At 62.2% G+C, this 19140-nt stretch carries 19 protein-coding genes; 18 read left to right on the top strand and 1 reads right to left on the bottom strand.

What is annotated here, in order from left to right; all coding sequences use genetic code 11:
* Positions 1-5 precede the first annotated feature (5 nt).
* From FHT79_RS16315 to murJ, 3 genes are all read left to right on the top strand, one after another.
* The gene (locus FHT79_RS16315) at positions 6-281 is read left to right on the top strand and encodes a hypothetical protein (RefSeq protein WP_028755478.1); all 276 of its coding nucleotides are present in this window, start codon (positions 6-8) and stop codon (positions 279-281) included.
* A 135-nt stretch (positions 282-416) separates the two neighbouring features.
* Positions 417-3323: a [protein-PII] uridylyltransferase gene (locus FHT79_RS16310; protein WP_127431043.1), complete on the top strand. Its 2907-nt coding sequence runs from the start codon at positions 417-419 to the stop codon at positions 3321-3323.
* A gap of 16 nt (positions 3324-3339) precedes the next feature.
* On the top strand, positions 3340-4920 hold the full coding sequence (murJ, locus tag FHT79_RS16305; protein ID WP_127431044.1) for a murein biosynthesis integral membrane protein MurJ: 1581 nt from the start codon (positions 3340-3342) through the stop codon (positions 4918-4920).
* 110 nt (positions 4921-5030) lie between these two features.
* Here murJ and FHT79_RS16300 read toward each other — a convergent pair whose 3' ends face one another.
* Positions 5031-5459: a D-Ala-D-Ala carboxypeptidase family metallohydrolase gene (locus FHT79_RS16300; RefSeq protein ID WP_047617189.1), complete on the bottom strand. Its 429-nt coding sequence runs from the start codon at positions 5457-5459 to the stop codon at positions 5031-5033.
* Positions 5460-5645: 186 nt separating this feature from the next.
* Between FHT79_RS16300 and FHT79_RS16295 the strand changes: the two genes are divergently transcribed.
* The 15 genes from FHT79_RS16295 to metK all read left to right on the top strand — a co-directional run bounded on the left by FHT79_RS16295 (position 5646) and on the right by metK (position 19139).
* Positions 5646-6044 (top strand): VOC family protein, encoded by a 399-nt coding sequence (locus FHT79_RS16295; RefSeq protein WP_028755482.1) that lies wholly within the window; start codon positions 5646-5648, stop codon positions 6042-6044.
* A 162-nt stretch (positions 6045-6206) separates the two neighbouring features.
* The gene (trpS, locus tag FHT79_RS16290; protein WP_048338210.1) at positions 6207-7271 is read left to right on the top strand and encodes a tryptophan--tRNA ligase; all 1065 of its coding nucleotides are present in this window, start codon (positions 6207-6209) and stop codon (positions 7269-7271) included.
* A gap of 108 nt (positions 7272-7379) precedes the next feature.
* Positions 7380-7871, top strand: coding sequence for a universal stress protein (locus FHT79_RS16285; RefSeq protein WP_028755484.1), 492 nt, complete (start codon positions 7380-7382; stop codon positions 7869-7871).
* A 106-nt stretch (positions 7872-7977) separates the two neighbouring features.
* On the top strand, positions 7978-8544 hold the full coding sequence (locus FHT79_RS16280) for a NifU family protein (protein ID WP_028755485.1): 567 nt from the start codon (positions 7978-7980) through the stop codon (positions 8542-8544).
* An 89-nt stretch (positions 8545-8633) separates the two neighbouring features.
* Positions 8634-9296, top strand: a complete 663-nt coding sequence (gene tsaB / locus FHT79_RS16275; protein ID WP_183903697.1) for a tRNA (adenosine(37)-N6)-threonylcarbamoyltransferase complex dimerization subunit type 1 TsaB — start codon at positions 8634-8636, stop codon at positions 9294-9296.
* A complete protein-coding gene (locus FHT79_RS16270) occupies positions 9293-9793 on the top strand; it encodes an N-acetyltransferase (protein ID WP_183903696.1) in 501 nt (166 codons plus the stop codon). Before tsaB ends, FHT79_RS16270 begins: the two co-directional genes overlap by 4 nt.
* Positions 9794-9875: 82 nt before the next feature.
* Positions 9876-10304, top strand: coding sequence for a Fur family transcriptional regulator (locus FHT79_RS16265; RefSeq protein ID WP_007633774.1), 429 nt, complete (start codon positions 9876-9878; stop codon positions 10302-10304).
* Between the two features lie 27 nt (positions 10305-10331).
* Positions 10332-11129 (top strand): lysophospholipid acyltransferase family protein, encoded by a 798-nt coding sequence (locus FHT79_RS16260; RefSeq protein ID WP_097594955.1) that lies wholly within the window; start codon positions 10332-10334, stop codon positions 11127-11129.
* Positions 11130-11178: 49 nt separating this feature from the next.
* Positions 11179-12585, top strand: coding sequence for a tRNA (N6-isopentenyl adenosine(37)-C2)-methylthiotransferase MiaB (miaB, locus tag FHT79_RS16255; RefSeq protein ID WP_183903695.1), 1407 nt, complete (start codon positions 11179-11181; stop codon positions 12583-12585).
* A gap of 18 nt (positions 12586-12603) precedes the next feature.
* A complete protein-coding gene (locus tag FHT79_RS16250) occupies positions 12604-13656 on the top strand; it encodes a PhoH family protein (protein ID WP_028757284.1) in 1053 nt (350 codons plus the stop codon).
* Positions 13656-14171 (top strand): rRNA maturation RNase YbeY, encoded by a 516-nt coding sequence (gene ybeY, locus FHT79_RS16245; protein WP_028757285.1) that lies wholly within the window; start codon positions 13656-13658, stop codon positions 14169-14171. Before FHT79_RS16250 ends, ybeY begins: the two co-directional genes overlap by 1 nt.
* Positions 14168-15313: a hemolysin family protein gene (locus FHT79_RS16240; protein WP_047617198.1), complete on the top strand. Its 1146-nt coding sequence runs from the start codon at positions 14168-14170 to the stop codon at positions 15311-15313. The genes ybeY and FHT79_RS16240 overlap by 4 nt, the downstream gene beginning before the upstream one ends.
* A 234-nt stretch (positions 15314-15547) precedes the next feature.
* On the top strand, positions 15548-17152 hold the full coding sequence (lnt, locus tag FHT79_RS16235) for an apolipoprotein N-acyltransferase (protein WP_183903694.1): 1605 nt from the start codon (positions 15548-15550) through the stop codon (positions 17150-17152).
* A gap of 150 nt (positions 17153-17302) precedes the next feature.
* Positions 17303-17722 (top strand): helix-turn-helix domain-containing protein, encoded by a 420-nt coding sequence (locus tag FHT79_RS16230; protein ID WP_028757650.1) that lies wholly within the window; start codon positions 17303-17305, stop codon positions 17720-17722.
* Between the two features lie 178 nt (positions 17723-17900).
* Entirely contained in the window at positions 17901-19139 is a 1239-nt protein-coding gene (gene metK / locus FHT79_RS16225) for a methionine adenosyltransferase (protein ID WP_018485328.1), read from the top strand.
* Position 19140: the final 1 nt, after the last annotated feature.

Raw genomic sequence — 19140 nt, 5'->3', positions numbered from 1 at the left:
GCGCCATGTTCATGGAAAAACTGGTTCGCGAAACCGAGCGCCTCTCGCTCATCTGCTCCATGCTCGACACGATGCGGCGCGCCGATAAGGACCGCAATGCGCGTGGCTGGACCTCACCGATCGGCATGCTGAAAATCACCCGCTGCTGCGCCGTGATCTGCGAGCTCGGCTCCGCGATCGCCAAGGCGGGTTATCGCGAATGCGACAGGCAGACGATCGAGGAGATCATGGGCGAGACACGCCAGGTGCTGCATTTGCTGAATGCGCGGGCCGCCAGCTGAAGTTTTCGCAAAAAGCCCGCGCCTTGCGTCAAAGCGTCCTCGCCTCTTGCCGTGAACCAACACCATTTCGCCAAATTTAAAGGTTCTTGCAGTATGAAAGCCCGTGTCAATCGCCGGGCAAAGGGGCTATAGCGCATGCAGACGAAACAAGCGGCAGGCCGTGAACCGGCAGTCCGGCATGAACAGGAAACCGCCCCGGCGACAGCGATGCGCGACCTCGATTTCTCCAATATCCTCGATGTCGAATTGCTGCAGAAGCAGTGCGACGCCGTTGCCGAGGCCAACAGCAACCGGCCCGACCTCCTGCGCGCCGATCTTCTGGCGGTGCTGAAAAAGGCGAGCGCGGAAGGCCGGCAGAAGGCGCGCGCCGCCCTCTTGGCCGACGGCGGCGGGCTCAATTGCGCCTACCGGATTTCCTGGCTGCAGGACCAGATCATCACCGTCCTCTACAATTTTGCCACCGCCCATATCTTTCCGCGGCAGAAGGACAAATTCGCGGTCACCGCCGTTGGCGGCTATGGCCGCGACACGCTGGCGCCGGGTTCGGATATCGACCTGCTCTTCCTCTTCCTGCCGAGACCGGCCGAAGAGACGCACAAGGCGGTCGAGTTCATGCTCTATGTGCTCTGGGATATGGGCTTCAAGGTCGGCCACGCCACCCGCACGGTGGAGGAATGCATCGCGCTTTCCAAATCCGACATGACGATCCGCACCGCCATCCTCGAGATGCGCTACATCTGCGGCCTGCAGCGGCTGGAAACCGAGCTCGAGACCCGCTTCGACAAGGAGATCGTCACCGGCACCGGCCCGGAATTCATCGCCGCCAAGCTTGCCGAGCGCGACGAGCGCCACCGCAAGGCCGGCGACACACGTTATCTCGTCGAACCGAATGTCAAGGAAGGAAAGGGCGGGCTTCGCGACCTGCACACGCTGTTCTGGATCTCGAAATATTATTATCACGTGCGCGACCAGGCGGAGCTGGTCAAGCTCGGCGTGCTGTCCAAACACGAATACCGTCTGCTCGAGAAAGCCGACGATTTTCTCTGGGCGGTGCGTTGCCATATGCACTTCCTGACCGGCAAGGCCGAGGAACGCCTGTCCTTCGACATCCAGCGCGAGATCGCCGAAGCCTTCGGCTACCACACCCGCCCGGGCCTTTCGGCCGTCGAGCGCTTCATGAAGCACTATTTCCTGGTCGCCAAGGATGTCGGCGATCTCACGCGCATCCTCTGCGCCGCGCTCGAAGACCAGCAGGCGAAGACGATTCCCGGCCTGACCGGCGTCATCAGCCGCTTCACCCATCGCAACCGCAAGATCGCCGGCAGCGTCGAATTCGTCGAAGACCGCGGCCGCATTACGCTCGCCGATCCGGAAGTCTTCAAGCGCGATCCGGTCAACATCATCCGGCTCTTCCACGTCGCCGACATCAACGGGCTGGAATTCCATCCGGACGCGCTGAAACGCGTCACCCGGTCGCTTGCCCTGATCGACAACAGCCTGCGGGAAAACGACGAGGCGAACCGCCTGTTCATGTCGATCCTGACGTCGAAGCGCGATCCGGCCCTCATCCTGCGCCGCATGAACGAGGCCGGCGTGCTCGGCCGCTTCATCCCCGAATTCGGCAAGATCGTCGCGATGATGCAGTTCAACATGTATCACCACTATACGGTCGACGAACATCTGATCCGCACCGTCGACATTCTCTCCGAGATCGACAAGGGGCGCGCCGAGGAGCTGCATCCGCTTGCCAACAAGCTGATCTCGGGCATCGAGGACCGCGAGGCGCTTTATCTCGCCGTTCTTCTCCACGACATCGCCAAGGGCCGCCAGGAGGATCATTCGATCGCCGGCGCCCGCGTCGCCCGCAAACTCTGCGCCCGCTTCGCCCTGTCGCAGAAGCAGACCGAAATCGTCGTCTGGCTGATCGAGGAACATCTGACGATGTCGATGGTGGCGCAGACCCGCGACCTCACCGACCGCAAGACGATCACCGATTTCGCCGATCGGGTGCAGTCGCTCGAGCGGCTGAAGATGCTGCTGATCCTGACGATCTGCGATATCCGCGCCGTCGGTCCGGGCGTCTGGAACGGCTGGAAGGGCCAGCTGCTGCGCACCCTCTATTATGAAACCGAATTGCTGCTCGCCGGCGGCTTTTCCGAGGTTTCGCGCAAGGAGCGGGCCAATGCCGCCGCCGAGGCGCTGCATGCGGCCCTTGCCGATTGGAGCCAGAAGGACCGCAACACCTATACCAAGCTGCACTACCAGCCCTATCTGCTCTCCGTGCCGCTGGAAGACCAGATTCGCCACGCGAATTTCATCCGTCAGGCCGACAAAGCGGGCCAGGCGCTCGCCACCACGGTGCGGACCGACAGTTTCCACGCGATCACCGAGATCACCGTGCTGTCGCCCGACCATCCGCGGCTGCTCGCCGTCATCGCCGGCGCCTGTGCCGCGGCCGGCGCCAACATCGTCGACGCGCAGATCTTCACGACATCGGACGGGCGGGCCCTCGACACCATCCATGTCAGCCGCGAATTTCCCGACGATGCCGACGAGCTGCGCCGGGCCGCGACGATCGGCCGGATGATCGAGGATGTGCTTTCCGGCCGCAAGCGGCTGCCCGAGGTCATCGCCACGCGCACGCGCAACCGCAAGAAAAGCAAGGCCTTCGTCATTCCGCCGTCGGTCAACATCACCAACAGCCTGTCGAACAAGTTCACGGTCATCGAGGTCGAATGCCTCGACCGGCCGGGATTGCTGTCGGAAATCACCGCCGTGCTCTCCGATCTGTCGCTCGACATCCAGTCGGCCCGCATTACCACCTTCGGCGAGAAGGTGATCGACACCTTCTACGTCACCGATCTGGTCGGCCAGAAAATCTCCGGCGACAGCAAGCGCGCCAACATCACCGCCCGGATGAAGGCGGTCATGGCCGAGGAGGAAGACGAGCTGCGCGAGCGCATGCCTTCCGGCATCATCGCGCCGGCCGCCACCGCCCGGACCCCGACTTCCGCCGAAAAGAAAGCCGGTTCCCCCATATGAGCATGAGCCCCAACGCATGAGCCTCGTCAAGAAATTCGCGACCGTCGGCGGCGCCACCCTCGGCAGCCGCATCTTCGGTTTCGCCCGTGAAACGCTGATGGCGGCGGCGCTGGGCACCGGACCGATGGCCGACGTCTTCTACGCCGCCTTCCGCTTTCCGAACCTCTTCCGCCGGCTGTTTGCCGAGGGCGCTTTCAACGCCGCCTTCGTGCCGCTCTTTGCCAAGGAGATCGAGGCGAACGGCACGGAGGGCGCCAAGCGCTTTTCGGAAGAAGTCTTCGGCGTGTTGTTTTCGGTGCTGCTGCTCATCACCATCGTGATGGAGCTTGCCATGCCGCTCTTGGTGCGCTTCGTCATCGCGCCGGGTTTTGCCGACGATCCCGACAAATTCTCGATCACCATCCGCATGGCGGCGGTGATGTTTCCCTATCTGATGTGCATGTCGCTGACGGCGATGATGAGCGGCATGCTGAATTCGCTGCATCATTTCTTCGCCGCCGCCATCGCGCCGGTTTTCCTCAACGTGGTGATGATCGGGGCGCTGTTTTATGCGCTCTATACCGGCGCCGATCCGCTGGCGACGGCCTGGTATCTCTCCTGGGGCGTTCTTGCCGCCGGCGTGCTGCAGCTCGCCGTCGTCTATGTCGGCGTGCTTGCGGCCGGCATGAGCATCGGCTTCCGCTTCCCGAAGATGACGCCCAACGTCAAGCGGCTGCTGATCCTGGCGGTGCCGGCCGCGGTGACCGGCGGCATCACCCAGATCAACCAGCTGATCGGCCAGGCGATCGCCTCCTCGCGCGACGGCGCCATCGCAGCGCTGCAATATGCCGACCGCATCTACCAGCTGCCGCTCGGCGTCGTCGGTGTGGCCGTCGGCGTGGTGCTTCTGCCGGAGCTTGCCCGGGCGCTGAAGGGCGGCAACCTGCGCGAGGCTGGAAACCTGCAGAACCGCTCGATCGAATTCGTGCTGTTCCTGACGATTCCCGCCGCCTTCGCGCTCTGGATCCTCTCCGACGAGATCATCCGCGTGCTCTATGAGCGCGGCGCCTTCCATCAGGAAAACACCGCCGTCGTCGGCGCGATCCTGGCGATTTACGGCATCGGCCTGCCGGCCTTCGTGCTGATCAAGGCGCTGCAGCCGGGGTTTTATGCCCGCGAGGACACCAAGACGCCGATGCGCTTTTCGGCCATCGCAGTCGCCACCAACTGCGCCACGGCGCTGACCCTCTTCCCCTATATGGGCGCGCCCGGCATCGCCGTTGCCGAAGCCACCGCCGGCTGGATCAGCACCGTGCTGCTGTTCACCACGCTGTTGCGCCGCGGCCATCTGACATGGGAATGGGCGCTGGCAAAACGCGCCGCCCTGTTGATCGTCGCCGCAGCCGTCATGGGGGCGGCCATCGTCTTCCTCAAGCAATATTGGGCGCCGTGGCTCGCCTCCGGCGCGCCGCTTCTTACCAAGATCGGCGCCCTCGGACTGCTGATTGCGATCGCCATGCTGGTCTATTTTGCCGCCGCCTTCCTGATCGGCGGGGCAGATCTCGGCATGATAAGGCGCAATCTGAACCGCAAGCCGGCCCCGGCAGAAGACGCGTAATCGCGCCCTAGCGCATCGGCCCGAAAATCGGAATCGATTTTCGGAAAGCGCGATGCGAAGATTGAAAGTGTTAGAGCGTCCTTTGTGTGTCCGAAAGGACGCACGGCGCTCTAGCAGTCGACCCAGCGCCTTTGCGGTCCGACGTCGACATGGACGATGCCATTGCAATAGGTGCCGATGCCGCCGATGCCGGGCGCACTTCTTGCCGCCGCGATGATGGTGCGTTCCGAGAGACCGGGCATCCTGATATCGGCCGCCAGGCATTTCCCATGTAGGGAGCCATGGCGGCGGGGATGCGGTCTGTGGCCAGAGGTTATTACCGGGCGTCGCCCGGTCTTTGCGGCAATATGCGACAAGATCGCCCGCAGCCGTTCGGGAAAGCAGCCGGCCCGGACGCTGACGGTCTGCACTGTGTAGGCGGTGCGCGCCTCATGTTTGGGAAGATGGACGGCGTGCCTTTTGATCTCTTGACCGACAGCACCCGTTGCTGATTGTAGGGCGAAAAGGCCTGCCATGGCGAGCAAAGTTGCGTTCTGCATGGTCGCTCCGATCGGCTATCCGGCGACCCCAACGGCACCGGCATCAGGCGGAGGATTTTCAGTTCAAAAAAAGCTTTTCTGTGAAATTTTATACTCAATTGTGAGTAAACAGCTTGATCAATTCGGCTTAAAATAACGGATATTTCCGATCCAAAATGGAATAAACGTCTCAATCGGGAGATAGACATGACGATCCAGTCGCTTTTCCTCGTCACCCTCGTGGTCGACGACTACGACCGCGCCAAGACCTTTTATTGCGATGCCCTCGGCTTCGACTGCCTGCAGGATGAGCGACAGCCAGAGGGCAAACGCTGGGTGGTGGTGAAGCCCAAGGGCGAAGACGGAGCGGCGTTTCTGCTGGCGCAGGCGGCAAATGCGGCGCAGCGGGCGGCAATCGGCAATCAAACGGGCGGGCGTGTCGGCTTCTTTCTGAAGACCGACGATTTCATGCGCGACCATGCCGCGATGCTGGCCGCCGGCGTGCGTTTTCTGGAGGCGCCGCGCCATGAGCTCTACGGCACGGTCGCGGTCTTTGCGGATCCCTACGGCAACACCTTCGATCTGATCCAGCATCACGCGGCCTGAACCCCTTGATTGCGACCGGGCGGCCGTGCATAAGCCGCGGCGTTAGCAACATGGGTGAAAACCCTGCCGCATAACGCAGCAATTTGAACTGTTACAGCGTCCTTTGCGCGCCTGAAAAGACGCGCGGCGCTGTGGGCCCTCCACCAGCCTATTGAGGACGACATGAGCGAATTCAAGAAACTCGTATTCTCCGGCGTGCAGCCGACCGGCAATCTGCATCTCGGCAATTATCTCGGCGCGATCCGCCGGTTCGTGGCGCTGCAGGAAGGCAATGACTGCATCTATTGCGTCGTCGACATGCATGCGCTCACCGCCCAGCTCGTGCATGAGGACATGCCGAGCCAGACGCGCTCGATCGCCGCCGCCTTCATCGCCGCCGGCATCGATCCGGAAAAACATATCGTCTTCAACCAGTCGGCCGTGCCGCAGCATGCCGAACTCGCCTGGATCTTCAACTGCGTCGCCCGCATCGGCTGGATGAACCGCATGACGCAGTTCAAGGACAAGGCCGGCAAGGACCGCGAGCAGGCCTCGCTCGGGCTTTACGCCTATCCGAGCCTGATGGCCGCCGACATTCTCGTCTATCGCGCCACCCATGTGCCAGTCGGTGAGGACCAGAAGCAGCATCTGGAGCTTGCCCGCGACATCGCGATGAAGTTCAACCTCGATTATGCCGAGCATATCGGCAGGACCGACTACGGCATCGACATCACCGTCGGCAACGAGCCGGTGCATGCCTATTTCCCGATGGTCGAGCCGCTGATCGGCGGACCGGCGCCGCGGGTCATGTCGCTGCGCGACGGCACCAAGAAAATGTCGAAATCCGATCCTTCCGACCTCTCGCGCATCAACCTGATGGACGACGAGGACGCGATCTCGAAGAAGATCCGCAAGGCAAAGACCGATCCGGACGGTTTGCCGAGCGAGGTCGACGGGCTGCAGGGCCGTCCGGAAGCCGACAATCTGGTGGCGATCTATGCAGCACTTGCCGACAAGTCGAAGGCGGATGTGCTGGCCGAATTCGGTGGCCAGCAATTCTCCGTCTTCAAGCCGGCGCTGGTCGAACTCGCCATCCAGGTACTGGCGCCGATCACCGGCGAAATGCGCCGGCTGATGGACGACACCAGCCACATCGACGCCATCCTGCGCCAGGGCGGCGAGCGCGCCAGGGCCCGCGCCGAGGTGACGATGCGCCAGGTGCGCGACGTCATCGGCTTCCTCTACTGAGATAGATCTCCTCTTCTCCCCGCCGCGGGAGAAGAGGATTTTCTTCTCGGACATCAGGGCAAAAACTGGGCTTGCAAATTTCCCGCTTCGGGTGTCAGAGTCCGCGCCATGGTATCGAAACGACTCTCACGGCTCGAAGGTCATCGCCGCAAATTCATGGCGGTGATCGACGGTACACCCGAATGCCAACGCGCCGTTCATTATGCCGGCCGGCGCGCGAAGAATTCCAATGGCGGGCTGGTGCTGCTCTACGTCATCCCCGACGGGGATTTCCAGCAATGGCTTGGAGTCGAGGAGATCATGCGGGCGGAAGCGCGCGAGGAGGCCGAGGCGGTCGTTGCCAAGATCGCCCAGATCGTGCGCGAAACGATCGGTATCGAGCCCGAGATCGTCATCCGCGAGGGCAGTGCGGCCGAACAGATCAATACCGTGATCGAGGAAGACCGCGACGTGGCGATCCTGGTCCTGGCCGCCGGTTCGGCCAAGGAAGGCCCGGGGCCGCTGGTCTCGTCGGTCGCCGGCCGCGCCGCCGCCTTTCCGATCCCGGTCACCGTGCTGCCGGATACGCTGACCAACGAGGAAATCGACGCTCTCTGCTAGCTTTTCTTGAGTACAAGTCTCTTGATTAGCTCAGGCAATGGGCTTATCTTCTTTTGAAGAATTCTAAAGACGGCGGAGCCGACGGGCCGTCCGCATGGAGAACCAGATGTTCATTCAGACCGAAGCCACGCCGAACCCCGCCACGCAGAAGTTCCTGCCGGGCAAGGTGGTGATGGAAAACGGCACGGCCGAGTTCCGCAGCGCGCAAGAAGCTGAAGCGTCGCCGCTCGCCGCCCGCCTGTTCGAAATCCCCGGCGTCACCGGCGTCTATTTCGGCTATGATTTCATATCCGTCTCCAAGGACAATGCCGAATGGCAGCATCTTAAGCCGGCTATATTGGGCTCGATCATGGAGCACTTCATGTCCGGCAAGCCGGTTATGGGCGATGCCTCCATCCTCTCCGAAGACGCCGATGCCGGCGACGAATTCTTCGACGAAGGCGATGAATCGATCGTGCTGACCATCAAGGAGCTTCTGGAGACCCGCGTGCGCCCGGCCGTTGCCCAGGACGGCGGCGACATCACCTTCCGCGGCTTCAAGGACGGCAAGGTCTATCTGAACATGAAGGGTTCTTGCGCCGGCTGCCCATCCTCGACGGCAACGCTGAAGCACGGCGTGCAGAACCTGCTGCGCCATTTCGTTCCGGAAGTGCAGGAAGTGATTGCCGCTTAAAAATCTTGAATTCGTCCCTGTCGTTCATCTCAGGTTCGGCCAGGCGAATTTATCGATAGGCGACACTGGTTTATTCGGAAATTGATGGCATGATCATTCTGGCGCTCGACACGGCAGGTGTAGATTGCGCTGCCGGCGTCTACGACAGCGGCAGGAATACGATGCTGGGGGAGGCATCGGACATGATCGGCAAGGGGCATGCTGAACATCTGATTGAGACCGTCGATCGCGCGCTGGATCAGGCGGGACTCGCCCTTTCTGATATCGACCGGCTTGCCGTCACCATCGGTCCCGGCTCCTTCACCGGTATCCGCGTCGGTGTTGCCGCAGCCCGCGGTTTTGCGCTTTCCCTCAATGTGCCGGCCGTCGGCGTTACCACGCTCGAAGTCATGGCCGCTGCCCAGCGCGACAAGACGCCTCATCGCGGCGTGCTCGCGGCGATGGACGCCAAACGGGACGAAATCTATCTCCAGGCCTTTGCAGCCGACGGTTCTCCGCTCGACGCCCCCCGGGCGGTCAGCATTGGGGAGGCCCAGGCTTTTGCCGCCGGCTTCGACGGCGAGATTACCGGTTCGGCAACACCGCTGCTGAAGGCGGATGCCGGCGGCGATCACGCCAACCGATTCCCGATCTCCGTGGTGGCGCGCCTCGGTGCTGCCGCCTCCCCCGATTCCGGAAAGCCGAAGCCCCTTTATCTGCGTGGACCCGATGCCAAGCCGCAGGCCGGGTATGCGATTGCCCGACGAGTATGACGATGCTGGAAGCCTATCTGACGCTGAAACCGGAATTCGAAATCATCGCCATGGAGCGCGAGGATTGCCGCGATGTCGCCATCCTGCACGGCGAGCGCTTTGCCCGACCCTGGGGCGACGGTGAATTTCACGGCCTGCTGATGCAGGAGACCGTGTTCGGCTTCGTCGCGCGCCAGACCAACGCCATCCTGAAAAAGCCGCTTCCGGGGTTCATTCTTGCCCGCCATGTCGCCGGCGAGGCGGAGATCCTGACGATCGCCGTGCAGGCGAAGGTCGCCCGCGCCGGGCTTGGCTGGCGGCTGATGCAGGCGGCGATGCGCGAGGCGCGCGCACGCGGTGGCGAGAGCATGTTTCTCGAGGTCGACAACGGCAACACGGCAGCGCTTGGCCTCTACCGCAAGCTCGGCTTCGAAAAAGTCGGCGAGCGCCAGGGTTACTACAAGCAGGAAAACGGCGCCCTCTCCACGGCGCTTGTCATGAAGCGCGTTCTTCGGTAGTTCCCTGTCAGCGAGATGACATGCAGGCCGGCGCGAACGCCGTGCGGCGTTGTCGAAACACGAATTTCTTTAAAGGCGGGCCATGTCTGATGTAGCCAAGACCCTTGAGGAGCTTTGCACCGAACGCGGCATGCGCATGACCGAGCAGCGCCGCGTGATCGCGCGCATCCTGGAAGACTCGGAAGACCATCCCGACGTCGAAGAGCTCTACCGCCGCTCGGTGAAGGTCGATGCGAAGATCTCGATCTCGACCGTCTATCGCACCGTGAAACTGTTCGAGGACGCGGGCATCATCGCCCGCCACGATTTCCGCGACGGGCGCTCGCGCTACGAAACGGTGCCGGAAGAACATCACGACCATCTGATCGACCTGAAGACCGGGACGGTGATCGAATTCCGTTCGCCCGAGATCGAGGCGTTGCAGGAGCGTATTGCCCGCGAGCATGGGTTCCGGCTGGTCGACCACCGGCTGGAGCTCTACGGCGTTCCGTTGAAGAAGGAAGACCTCTGAAGCAATGGCAGCCCGGGAGACCAGTATTTGATCGCCTGGCTGCGCATCGCCTTGGCCGCTGTCGTCATTCTCACGGCCAGCATCGTGCTGATGCCGCTGCAGCTGCTGGCGCTCTATTTCGACTGGCGGCTGCGCCGCAGGCTCCCGCGCATCTGGCACCGCATTGTCTGCTATTGCCTCGGCATCCGCGTCCGCGTGACCGGCAGGCTGGAAGACCGCCGGCCGCTGATGCTCTGTTCCAACCATTCGTCCTGGATGGATATCATGGTGATGTCGGCCGTTGCCGACGTCGCCTTCATCGCCAAGATCGAGGTGCGCGACTGGCCGATCTTCGGCACGCTCGCCAAGCTGCAGAAGAGCGTCTTCGTCGTGCGCGAGGAGAGGCGCAAGACCGGTCACCAGGCAAACGAGATCGCCGGGCGCATGGCCGACGGCGAGATCGTCGTGCTCTTCCCCGAGGGCACGACCTCGGACGGCAACCGGCTGCTGGAGGTCAAGTCTTCGCTGTTCGGCGCCGCCGCGATGGCCGTGCCCTATTCGCCAACGGGAACCGTCGTGGTGCAGCCGGTGGCGGTTGCCTATACCCGCGTGCACGGTATCGCCATGGGCCGCTATCACAGGCCGCTCGCCGCCTGGCCGGGTGATATCGAACTCCTGCCGCATCTCCTCGATATCGTCCGATGCGGCGCCATCGACGCCGAGGTTTCCTTCGGCGAGGCGGTGGATTACCGCACCGAGACCAATCGCAAGGAGGTGAGCGCGACGATCGCCTTGCGCATCCGCAACCTCCTGAACAGCCGCCTGCGCGGGAGGGAAATCTCCTGAAACAAGATTTCGATTTTCTCGGGCGGCAAAAACCACTAAATAGCGCGCCATGACACAGGACAGCGCCCTTCTCCAGGCCCCGGGGGCAATCCCCGACGGCAGCAACAGCCGCAAGGTCTTCATCAAGACCTATGGCTGCCAGATGAACGTCTACGATTCGACGCGCATGAGCGATGCGCTCGCCCGCGACGGCTATGAGCCGACCGAAGACATGGAAGAGGCGGACCTCGTTCTGCTCAACACCTGTCACATCAGAGAGAAGGCGGCCGAGAAGGTCTATTCGGCGCTCGGGCGGCTGCGCGAGATGAAAAAGAAGAAGGCGGCGGATGGCCGGGAGATGATGATCGGCGTTGCCGGCTGCGTCGCCCAGGCCGAAGGCGAGGAGATCCTGCGCCGGGCGCCTGCCGTCGACGTCGTCATCGGCCCGCAGACCTATCACCGCCTGCCGGAGGCGCTGCGCCGGGCCAAGCAGGGTCAACGCGTCGTCGATACGGAATATGCGATCGAGGACAAGTTCGAGCATCTGCCGATCCCCGAGAGCCGAAAGATCCGCGCCCGCGGCGTCACCGCTTTCCTGACGGTGCAAGAGGGCTGCGACAAGTTCTGCACCTTCTGCGTCGTGCCCTATACGCGCGGCTCGGAAGTGTCGCGGCCGGTTTCCCAGATCGTCGAGGAAGCCGAAAAGCTCGTTGAGGGCGGGGTGCGCGAGATCACCCTGCTCGGGCAGAACGTCAATGCCTGGCACGGCGCCGGGCCGCGTGGCGAGGCGTGGAGCCTCGGCGACCTGCTCTACCGCCTTGCCGAGATCCCCGGCCTGGCGCGGCTGCGCTATACCACCAGCCATCCGCGCGACATGGCCGACCGGCTGATCGACGCCCATCGCGACTTGAGAGCGCTGATGCCCTATCTGCACCTGCCGGTGCAATCGGGCTCGGATCGCATCCTGAAAGCGATGAACCGACGCCACACGGCAGCCGAATATCTGACGCTGATCGAGCGTATCCGCACGGTGCGGCCCGACATCGCGCTGTCTGGCGATTTCATCACCGGCTTTCCGGGGGAGACAGACAAGGATTTTGAGGATACACTCAGGCTTGTGGAGGAGGTTCGTTATGCACAGGCCTTCTCGTTCAAATACTCGACACGGCCGGGCACTCCCGGCGCGGAACTGAAGGACCAGGTGCCGGAAGAGATCAAGGCAGAACGGCTGGAACGCCTGCAAACGCTTCTCCTGAAGCAGCAGCAGGAATTTGCCGAATCCTGCATCGGCAAAGAGATCGACCTGTTGCTCGAAAAGCCCGGTCGCATGCCGGAACAACTGATCGGACGTTCTCCCTGGCTTCAATCCGTGAATGTTGATGCAAAAGCATCGCAAATCGGTGACATTATTAAAGTGCGAATCACCGGAACCGGAACGAACAGCCTGTTTGCCGAACGCGCAGAGGCTGCGGTTTAACCCAAGGAGCCCGACCGCTTGAACGGACAAGAATTGGTTTCTTCTTCACCGCGCCACCCCCGCACGCCGAGCGATACCAATCACTTCGTCCTGACGTTCGAGAACAACCGCTTCGCTAGCGAGCTCTTCGGTCAATTCGACCAGAACCTCAAGCTGCTCGAGGAACGGCTCAATATCGATGCGCGGGCGCGGGGCAATTCGGTCGTCATCACAGGCGATATCGTGACCACCAACCAGGCGCGGCGCACGCTCGACTATCTCTATGAAAAGCTTCAGAAAGGCGGCAGCGTGGAAAGATCCGACGTCGAGGGCGCAATCCGCATGGCGGTCGCCGCCGACGATCAGCTCAGCCTGCCCACAATGGAGCGCAAGGCAAAGCTGACGATGGCACAGGTTTCCACCCGCAAGAAAACGATCATCGCCCGCACCCCGACCCAGGACGCCTATATCAGGGCGCTGGAGCGTGCCGAGCTGGTCTTCGGCGTCGGCCCGGCCGGCACCGGCAAGACCTATCTCGCCGTCGCCCATGCCGCCCAGCTCCTGGAGCGCGGGGCGGTCGAAAAGATCATCCTGTCGCGTCCGGCGGTCGAAGCCGGCGAGCGCCTCGGCTTCCTGCCCGGCGACATGAAGGAAAAGGTCGATCCCTATCTTCGCCCGCTCTATGATGCGCTCTACGACATGATCCCGGCCGACAAGGTCGATCGGGCGATCACCGCCGGCGTCATCGAAATCGCGCCGCTCGCTTTCATGCGCGGCCGGACGCTGGCCAACGCCGCCATCATCCTCGACGAAGCGCAGAACACGACATCGATGCAGATGAAGATGTTCCTGACGCGTCTCGGCGAAAATGCGCGCATGATCGTCACCGGCGACCCGAGCCAGATCGACCTGCCGCGCGGTGTCAAATCCGGCCTCGTCGAGGCGCTGCAGCTTCTGAACGGCGTCGAGGGCATCTCGATCGTGCGCTTCAAGGATACCGATGTCGTGCGCCATCCGCTGGTCGGGCGCATCGTCAGGGCCTATGATTCCACCTATGCCGTCGAAGCCGAAGACGTCAGCCGGCAGGACTGATGGCCGAACTCGACATCCAGATCAGCGTCGAGGATATCGGCTGGCCCGGCGAGGAGACGCTGCTGTCGTTTTGCGAACGCGTGCTCAGCGCCGCGGCAATCTATCTCCGCGACAGCGAGAAGCAGCCCTTCCCCAAGATGCCGCCCGAGGTTTCGCTCGTCTTTACCGACGATGCCTCGATCCAGGACATCAACGCCGAATGGCGCGGCAAGGACAAGGCGACCAATGTGCTGTCGTTTCCGGCCTTTCCGGTGCAGCCCGGCAAAATGCCCGGTCCGATGCTCGGCGACATCATCATCGCCCGGGAGACGGTGGAGCGGGAAGCCCACGAGCTCGAAAAGAGTTTCGACGACCACCTGACCCATCTTCTGGTGCACGGTTTCTTGCATCTTCTCGGCTACGACCATATGAATAGTGCTGAAGCCGAAATTATGGAGGGGCTGGAGACTCGCATTTTGGCGCAGCTCGGCCTATCTGATCCCTACGAGGGTCAAGACCTTAAAATGGAACCATGAGCGACTTTACGACGAAGCCGGCGGCAGACGCCAAGGACTCCGAGCCATCCTCCTCTTCGGACGAGGCGGGCAGTAGTAGTCGGCCATCCGGCCGGTCCCAATCCTTCTGGTCGCGCGCCGCGCGCATCCTCCGCCCGCAGCAGGGCTCGCGACTGCGCGAGGATCTCGCCGACGCGCTGATGACCGATGCGGCCGGCGACGACGCCTTTTCGCCCGACGAACGGGCGATGCTGCACAATATCCTGCGCTTCCGCGAGGTGCGCGTCGCCGACGTGATGGTGCCGCGCGCCGATATCGAGGCGGTCGACCAGAACATCACCATCGGCGAATTGATGATCCTGTTCGAGGAATCCGGCCGCTCGCGCATGCCTGTCTATGCCGATACGCTCGACGATCCGCGCGGCATGGTGCATATCCGCGACCTGCTCTCCTATGTCGCCAAGCAGGCGCGCAACAAGCGCCGCGGCCCGGCGAAACCGGCCGCTGGCGTACCGGCGATCGAGGTTGCGCCTGAGAACATCCAGAAGCCCACGCGTTCTGCCAAGCCGAATTTCGATCTCGCCCGCGTCGACCTGCAGAAGACGCTGGCCGAGGCCGGCATCATCCGCAAGATCCTGTTCGTGCCGCCGTCGATGCTGGCATCCGACCTGTTGCGCCGCATGCAGGTGAACCGCACCCAGATGGCGCTGGTCATCGACGAATATGGCGGCACCGACGGGCTCGCCTCGCATGAGGACATCGTCGAAATGGTGGTCGGTGACATCGACGACGAACATGACGACGAAGAGGTGATGTTCAAGCGCGTCGCCGAAGACGTCTTCATCGCCGACGCCCGTGTCGAACTGGAAGAGATCGCCGAAGCGATCGGGCCGGATTTCGACATCAGCGAGCAGGTCGACGAGGTCGATACGCTGGGCGGGCTGATCTTCTCGGCACTTGGCCGCATCCCGGTGCGCGGCGAGGTCGTCCAGGCGCTGCCTGGCTTCGAATTCCACATTCTCGACGCCGATCCGCGCCGCATCAAGCGGCTGCGTATCACCCGCAAGCGCCATGCGATGCGCCGCCGCGCCAAGGCGGATGGCGACTCCACTCCCGGCTCCGAGACCGGCGACGACCGGCCGGCGGAATCGGCTGCCAATTAGCGCTTCGGCCCGAAAATCGGAATCGATTTTCGGAAAGCATGATGCGTGAAGGTTGGAGCGTCGCATTCAATTTGATTGATGCGATGCGCTTCAGTTGTAGGTTTTTGTGCCTGTCGTTGTCCAGGCACCGCCGCACATGTCCGGGCGACATGCATTAACATCCATTAACAGGACAAAGAGCCGCTTTTTTGAAAGACTGCGAACGGGTTGATTCGCGGTTTGATGGGAGTGCGCATGGAGCGGCTTGCGGACAGGGTTATCCTCGTCTGGGGTTTCAAACGGTCGCTGCTGGCCATCGCCGCCGGAGCATTTGCGGTTCTGGCGCTGCCGCCCATCGGCTTTTTCGCGGCAATGTTCATCTCCTTCACGCTGCTCGTCTGGCTGATCGACGGGGCGGCGGCTTCGCCTGAAAGCGGCCTGGTCGGCAGGCTGTGGCCCGCATTTGCTACCGGCTGGCTGTTCGGCTTCGGCTATTTCGTCGCGGGCCTGTGGTGGCTCGGCCATGCGCTGCTGGTCGATCAGGAGGAATTCGCCTGGGCGCTGCCCTTAGCCATCCTCGGGCTGCCGGCCTGTCTGGCGATCTTCTACGGGCTGGCGACCGCCCTTGCCCGCATCTTCTGGTCGGATGGCATGGGGCGGATCGCCGCACTGGCGGCCGGCTTCGGGCTGATGGAATGGCTGCGAAGCGTGATCCTCACCGGCTTTCCCTGGAACGCCATCGGCTACGGGATGATGCCCGTTCCGCTGATGATGCAGTCGGCGCATGTGATCGGGGCTATGGGGGTGACGGCGCTTGCCGTCTTCATCTTTTCCGCGCCGGCCCTTGCCGGGACACGCCAAGGCGCACGCGGGGGCATCGCGCTCGCCGTCGCGCTGTTTGCCGCCCATCTCGGTTATGGGGCCTATGCCCTCCATCTCGCGCCGCGGCCGGAAGCCTTGCCCGAGGACAAGCGGCCGGTGGTGCGGCTGGTGCAGCCTGATATCGACCAGGCCGCGAAGATGGACAACGACGCCGACCGCAATGCGATCTTCGAGACGCATCTGAAGCTGTCGGCCGAAGCGCCGAGGAATGGCGCACGCAAGCCCGACATCATCGTCTGGCCGGAAACCTCGATCCCCTTCATCCTGACAGACAATCAGGATGCGCTGACGCGGATCGCCGATACGCTCGACGACAACCAGATCCTGATCGCCGGCGCCGTCCGCGCCGAGGAGATGGGACCGGGCACGCCTGCGCGCTACTATAATTCCATCTATGTGATCGACGGCCGCGGCCAGATCATCGCCGCTTCCGACAAGGTGCATCTGGTGCCCTTCGGCGAATATCTGCCCTTCGAGGACGTGCTCACCGAATTCGGCATCCAGAATGTCGTCGAGATACCGGGAGGATTTTCGGCCGCGGCAAGCCGGCACCTGCTGGCGCTGCCCGGCGGGCTCAATCTCTATCCGCTGATCTGCTACGAGATTATTTTCCCCGATGAAATGACCGGCGACATCAAAGACGCCAATGCGATCCTCAATATCACCAATGATGCCTGGTTCGGTGCGACACCCGGCCCCTATCAGCATTTCCAGCAGGCGCGGGTCCGGGCTGTCGAAACCGGGCTGCCGTTGATTCGTGATGCCAATAGCGGCATTTCGGCGCTGGTGAACGCACATGGGGAAATTATCGCCGGTCTCGATCTCGAGCAAACCGGCTTTATCGATGCAACTCTTGATAGGCTCGGCGAAGGGGACGGAACGCCAATCCCCCGGCAAACATACTTCTGGTTGACCGAGGCGCTGCTCATTTTGATTGCGCTAATTTCTCGTAGAGGTTTTATTTCCGGGTTGAATTGACCAAAAACCCCTAAAATTGCATAGTGATGACAATCGGCGTTCTTAGCGTATGTTTGAAGGTGGGTTCTTACCGCCTGCAACGTGGCGTTTTGGGATGGATCAGGGGCATGCCGGTTAGAAACAGTTGAAATTCTTAGCTAGGGCACGACCATGATTGAAAACAAGAAGAAGCCAAATCCCATCGACATCCACGTTGGCAGCCGTATTCGTCTCCGCCGAACGATGCTTGGCATGAGCCAGGAGAAACTGGGCGAAAGTCTCGGCATTACATTCCAGCAGATCCAGAAATACGAGAAGGGAACCAACCGCGTCGGCGCAAGCCGCCTGCAGAACATCTCGAACATTCTCAATGTTCCGGTTTCCTTTTTCTTCGAGGACGCGCCCGGCGAACATACCGGCTCCATGGGCGGCATGGCCGAGGCCTCCAGCTCGAATTACGTCGTCGATTTCCTGTCTTCCTCGGAAGGCCTGCAGCTCAACCGCGCCTTCGTCAAGATTTCCGATCCCAAGGTTCGCCGCAAGGTCGTGGAGCTGGTGAAGGCGCTGGCGGCTGAAGCCGACGCCGACTGAACCACATCAGGCGTGGAATTCGAAAGGCGGTCGAAAGGCCGCCTTTTCTGCGTTTTTGGGGCAAAATTTGTCACTTTGCCGCAGATATAAAGATATATTTATGTCCTTCTGCGCTTGTCATCAAGCCTCGAACTGAGTACCTACTAGCTGGCTTTTATTCTTTGAGGGGAATCCCGAAATGCGCGCGAATTATCTCTTTACCAGCGAATCTGTTGCCGAGGGTCATCCGGACAAAGTCTGTGACCGCATCTCCGACGAGATCGTCGATCTGGTCTACCGCGAAGCGGCCAAGACCGGCGTCAATCCGTGGGGCGTGCGCATTGCCTGCGAAACGCTGGCGACGACCAACCGCGTCGTCATCGCCGGCGAAGTCCGCTTGCCGCCGAGCCTGATGAAGAAGGACAAGGACGGCAAGGACGTCATCAACCCGTCGAAGTTCAAGGCCGCCGCGCGCCGCGCCATCAAGGATATCGGCTACGAGCAGGACGGCTTCCACTGGAAGAAGGCCAAGATCGACGTGCTGCTGCATTCGCAGTCGGCCGACATCGCGCAGGGCGTCGACAGCGCCGCCGACCAGCAGGGCGACGAGGGCGCCGGCGACCAGGGCATCATGTTCGGTTACGCCTGCCGCGAAACGCCGGACCTGATGCCGGCCCCGATCTATTATTCCCACAAGATCCTGCAGCTGCTGGCAGTCGCCCGCAAGAAGGGCGACGGCGAAGTCGCCAAGCTCGGCCCCGACGCCAAGAGCCAGGTGACCGTGCGCTACGTCGACGGCAAGCCGTCGGAAGCAACCTCGATCGTGCTGTCGACCCAGCATCTCGACGAGAGCTGGGATTCGAACAAGGTTCGCGCCGTCGTCGAGCCCTATATCCGCGAAGCGCTGGGCGAGCTGAAGATCGCTGACGATTGCAAGTGGTACATCAATCCGACCGGCAAGTTCGTCATCGGCGGACCGGACGGCGATGCGGGCCTCACCGGCCGCAAAATCATCGTCGACACCTACGGCGGTGCCGCTCCGCATGGCGGCGGCGCATTCTCCGGCAAGGACACGACGAAGGTCGACCGTTCGGCGGCCTATGCCGCCCGTTACCTTGCCAAGAACGTCGTCGCCGCCGGCCTTGCCGACCGCTGCACGATCCAGATCTCCTACGCGATCGGCGTCGCCCAGCCGCTATCGATCTATGTCGACCTGCACGGCACCGGCAAGGTTACCGAGGATCAGATCGAGGCAGCGATCCGCAAGAACATGGACCTTTCGCCGACCGGTATCCGCCGCCATCTCGACCTCAACAAGCCGATCTACGCCAAGACCTCCGCTTACGGCCATTTCGGCCGCAAGGCCGGCCGCGACGGCTCGTTCTCCTGGGAGCGCACCGACCTCGTGAAGGCGCTCAAGGAAAGCGTAAAGGCCTGAG

The organism is Rhizobium sp. BK212, assembly GCF_014197475.1.
GTDB classification, from domain to species: Bacteria; Pseudomonadota; Alphaproteobacteria; order Rhizobiales; family Rhizobiaceae; genus Rhizobium; species Rhizobium anhuiense.
The sequence above is the reverse complement of the archived record's forward strand: the minus strand, read 5'-3'. Positions and strand labels throughout refer to the sequence as shown.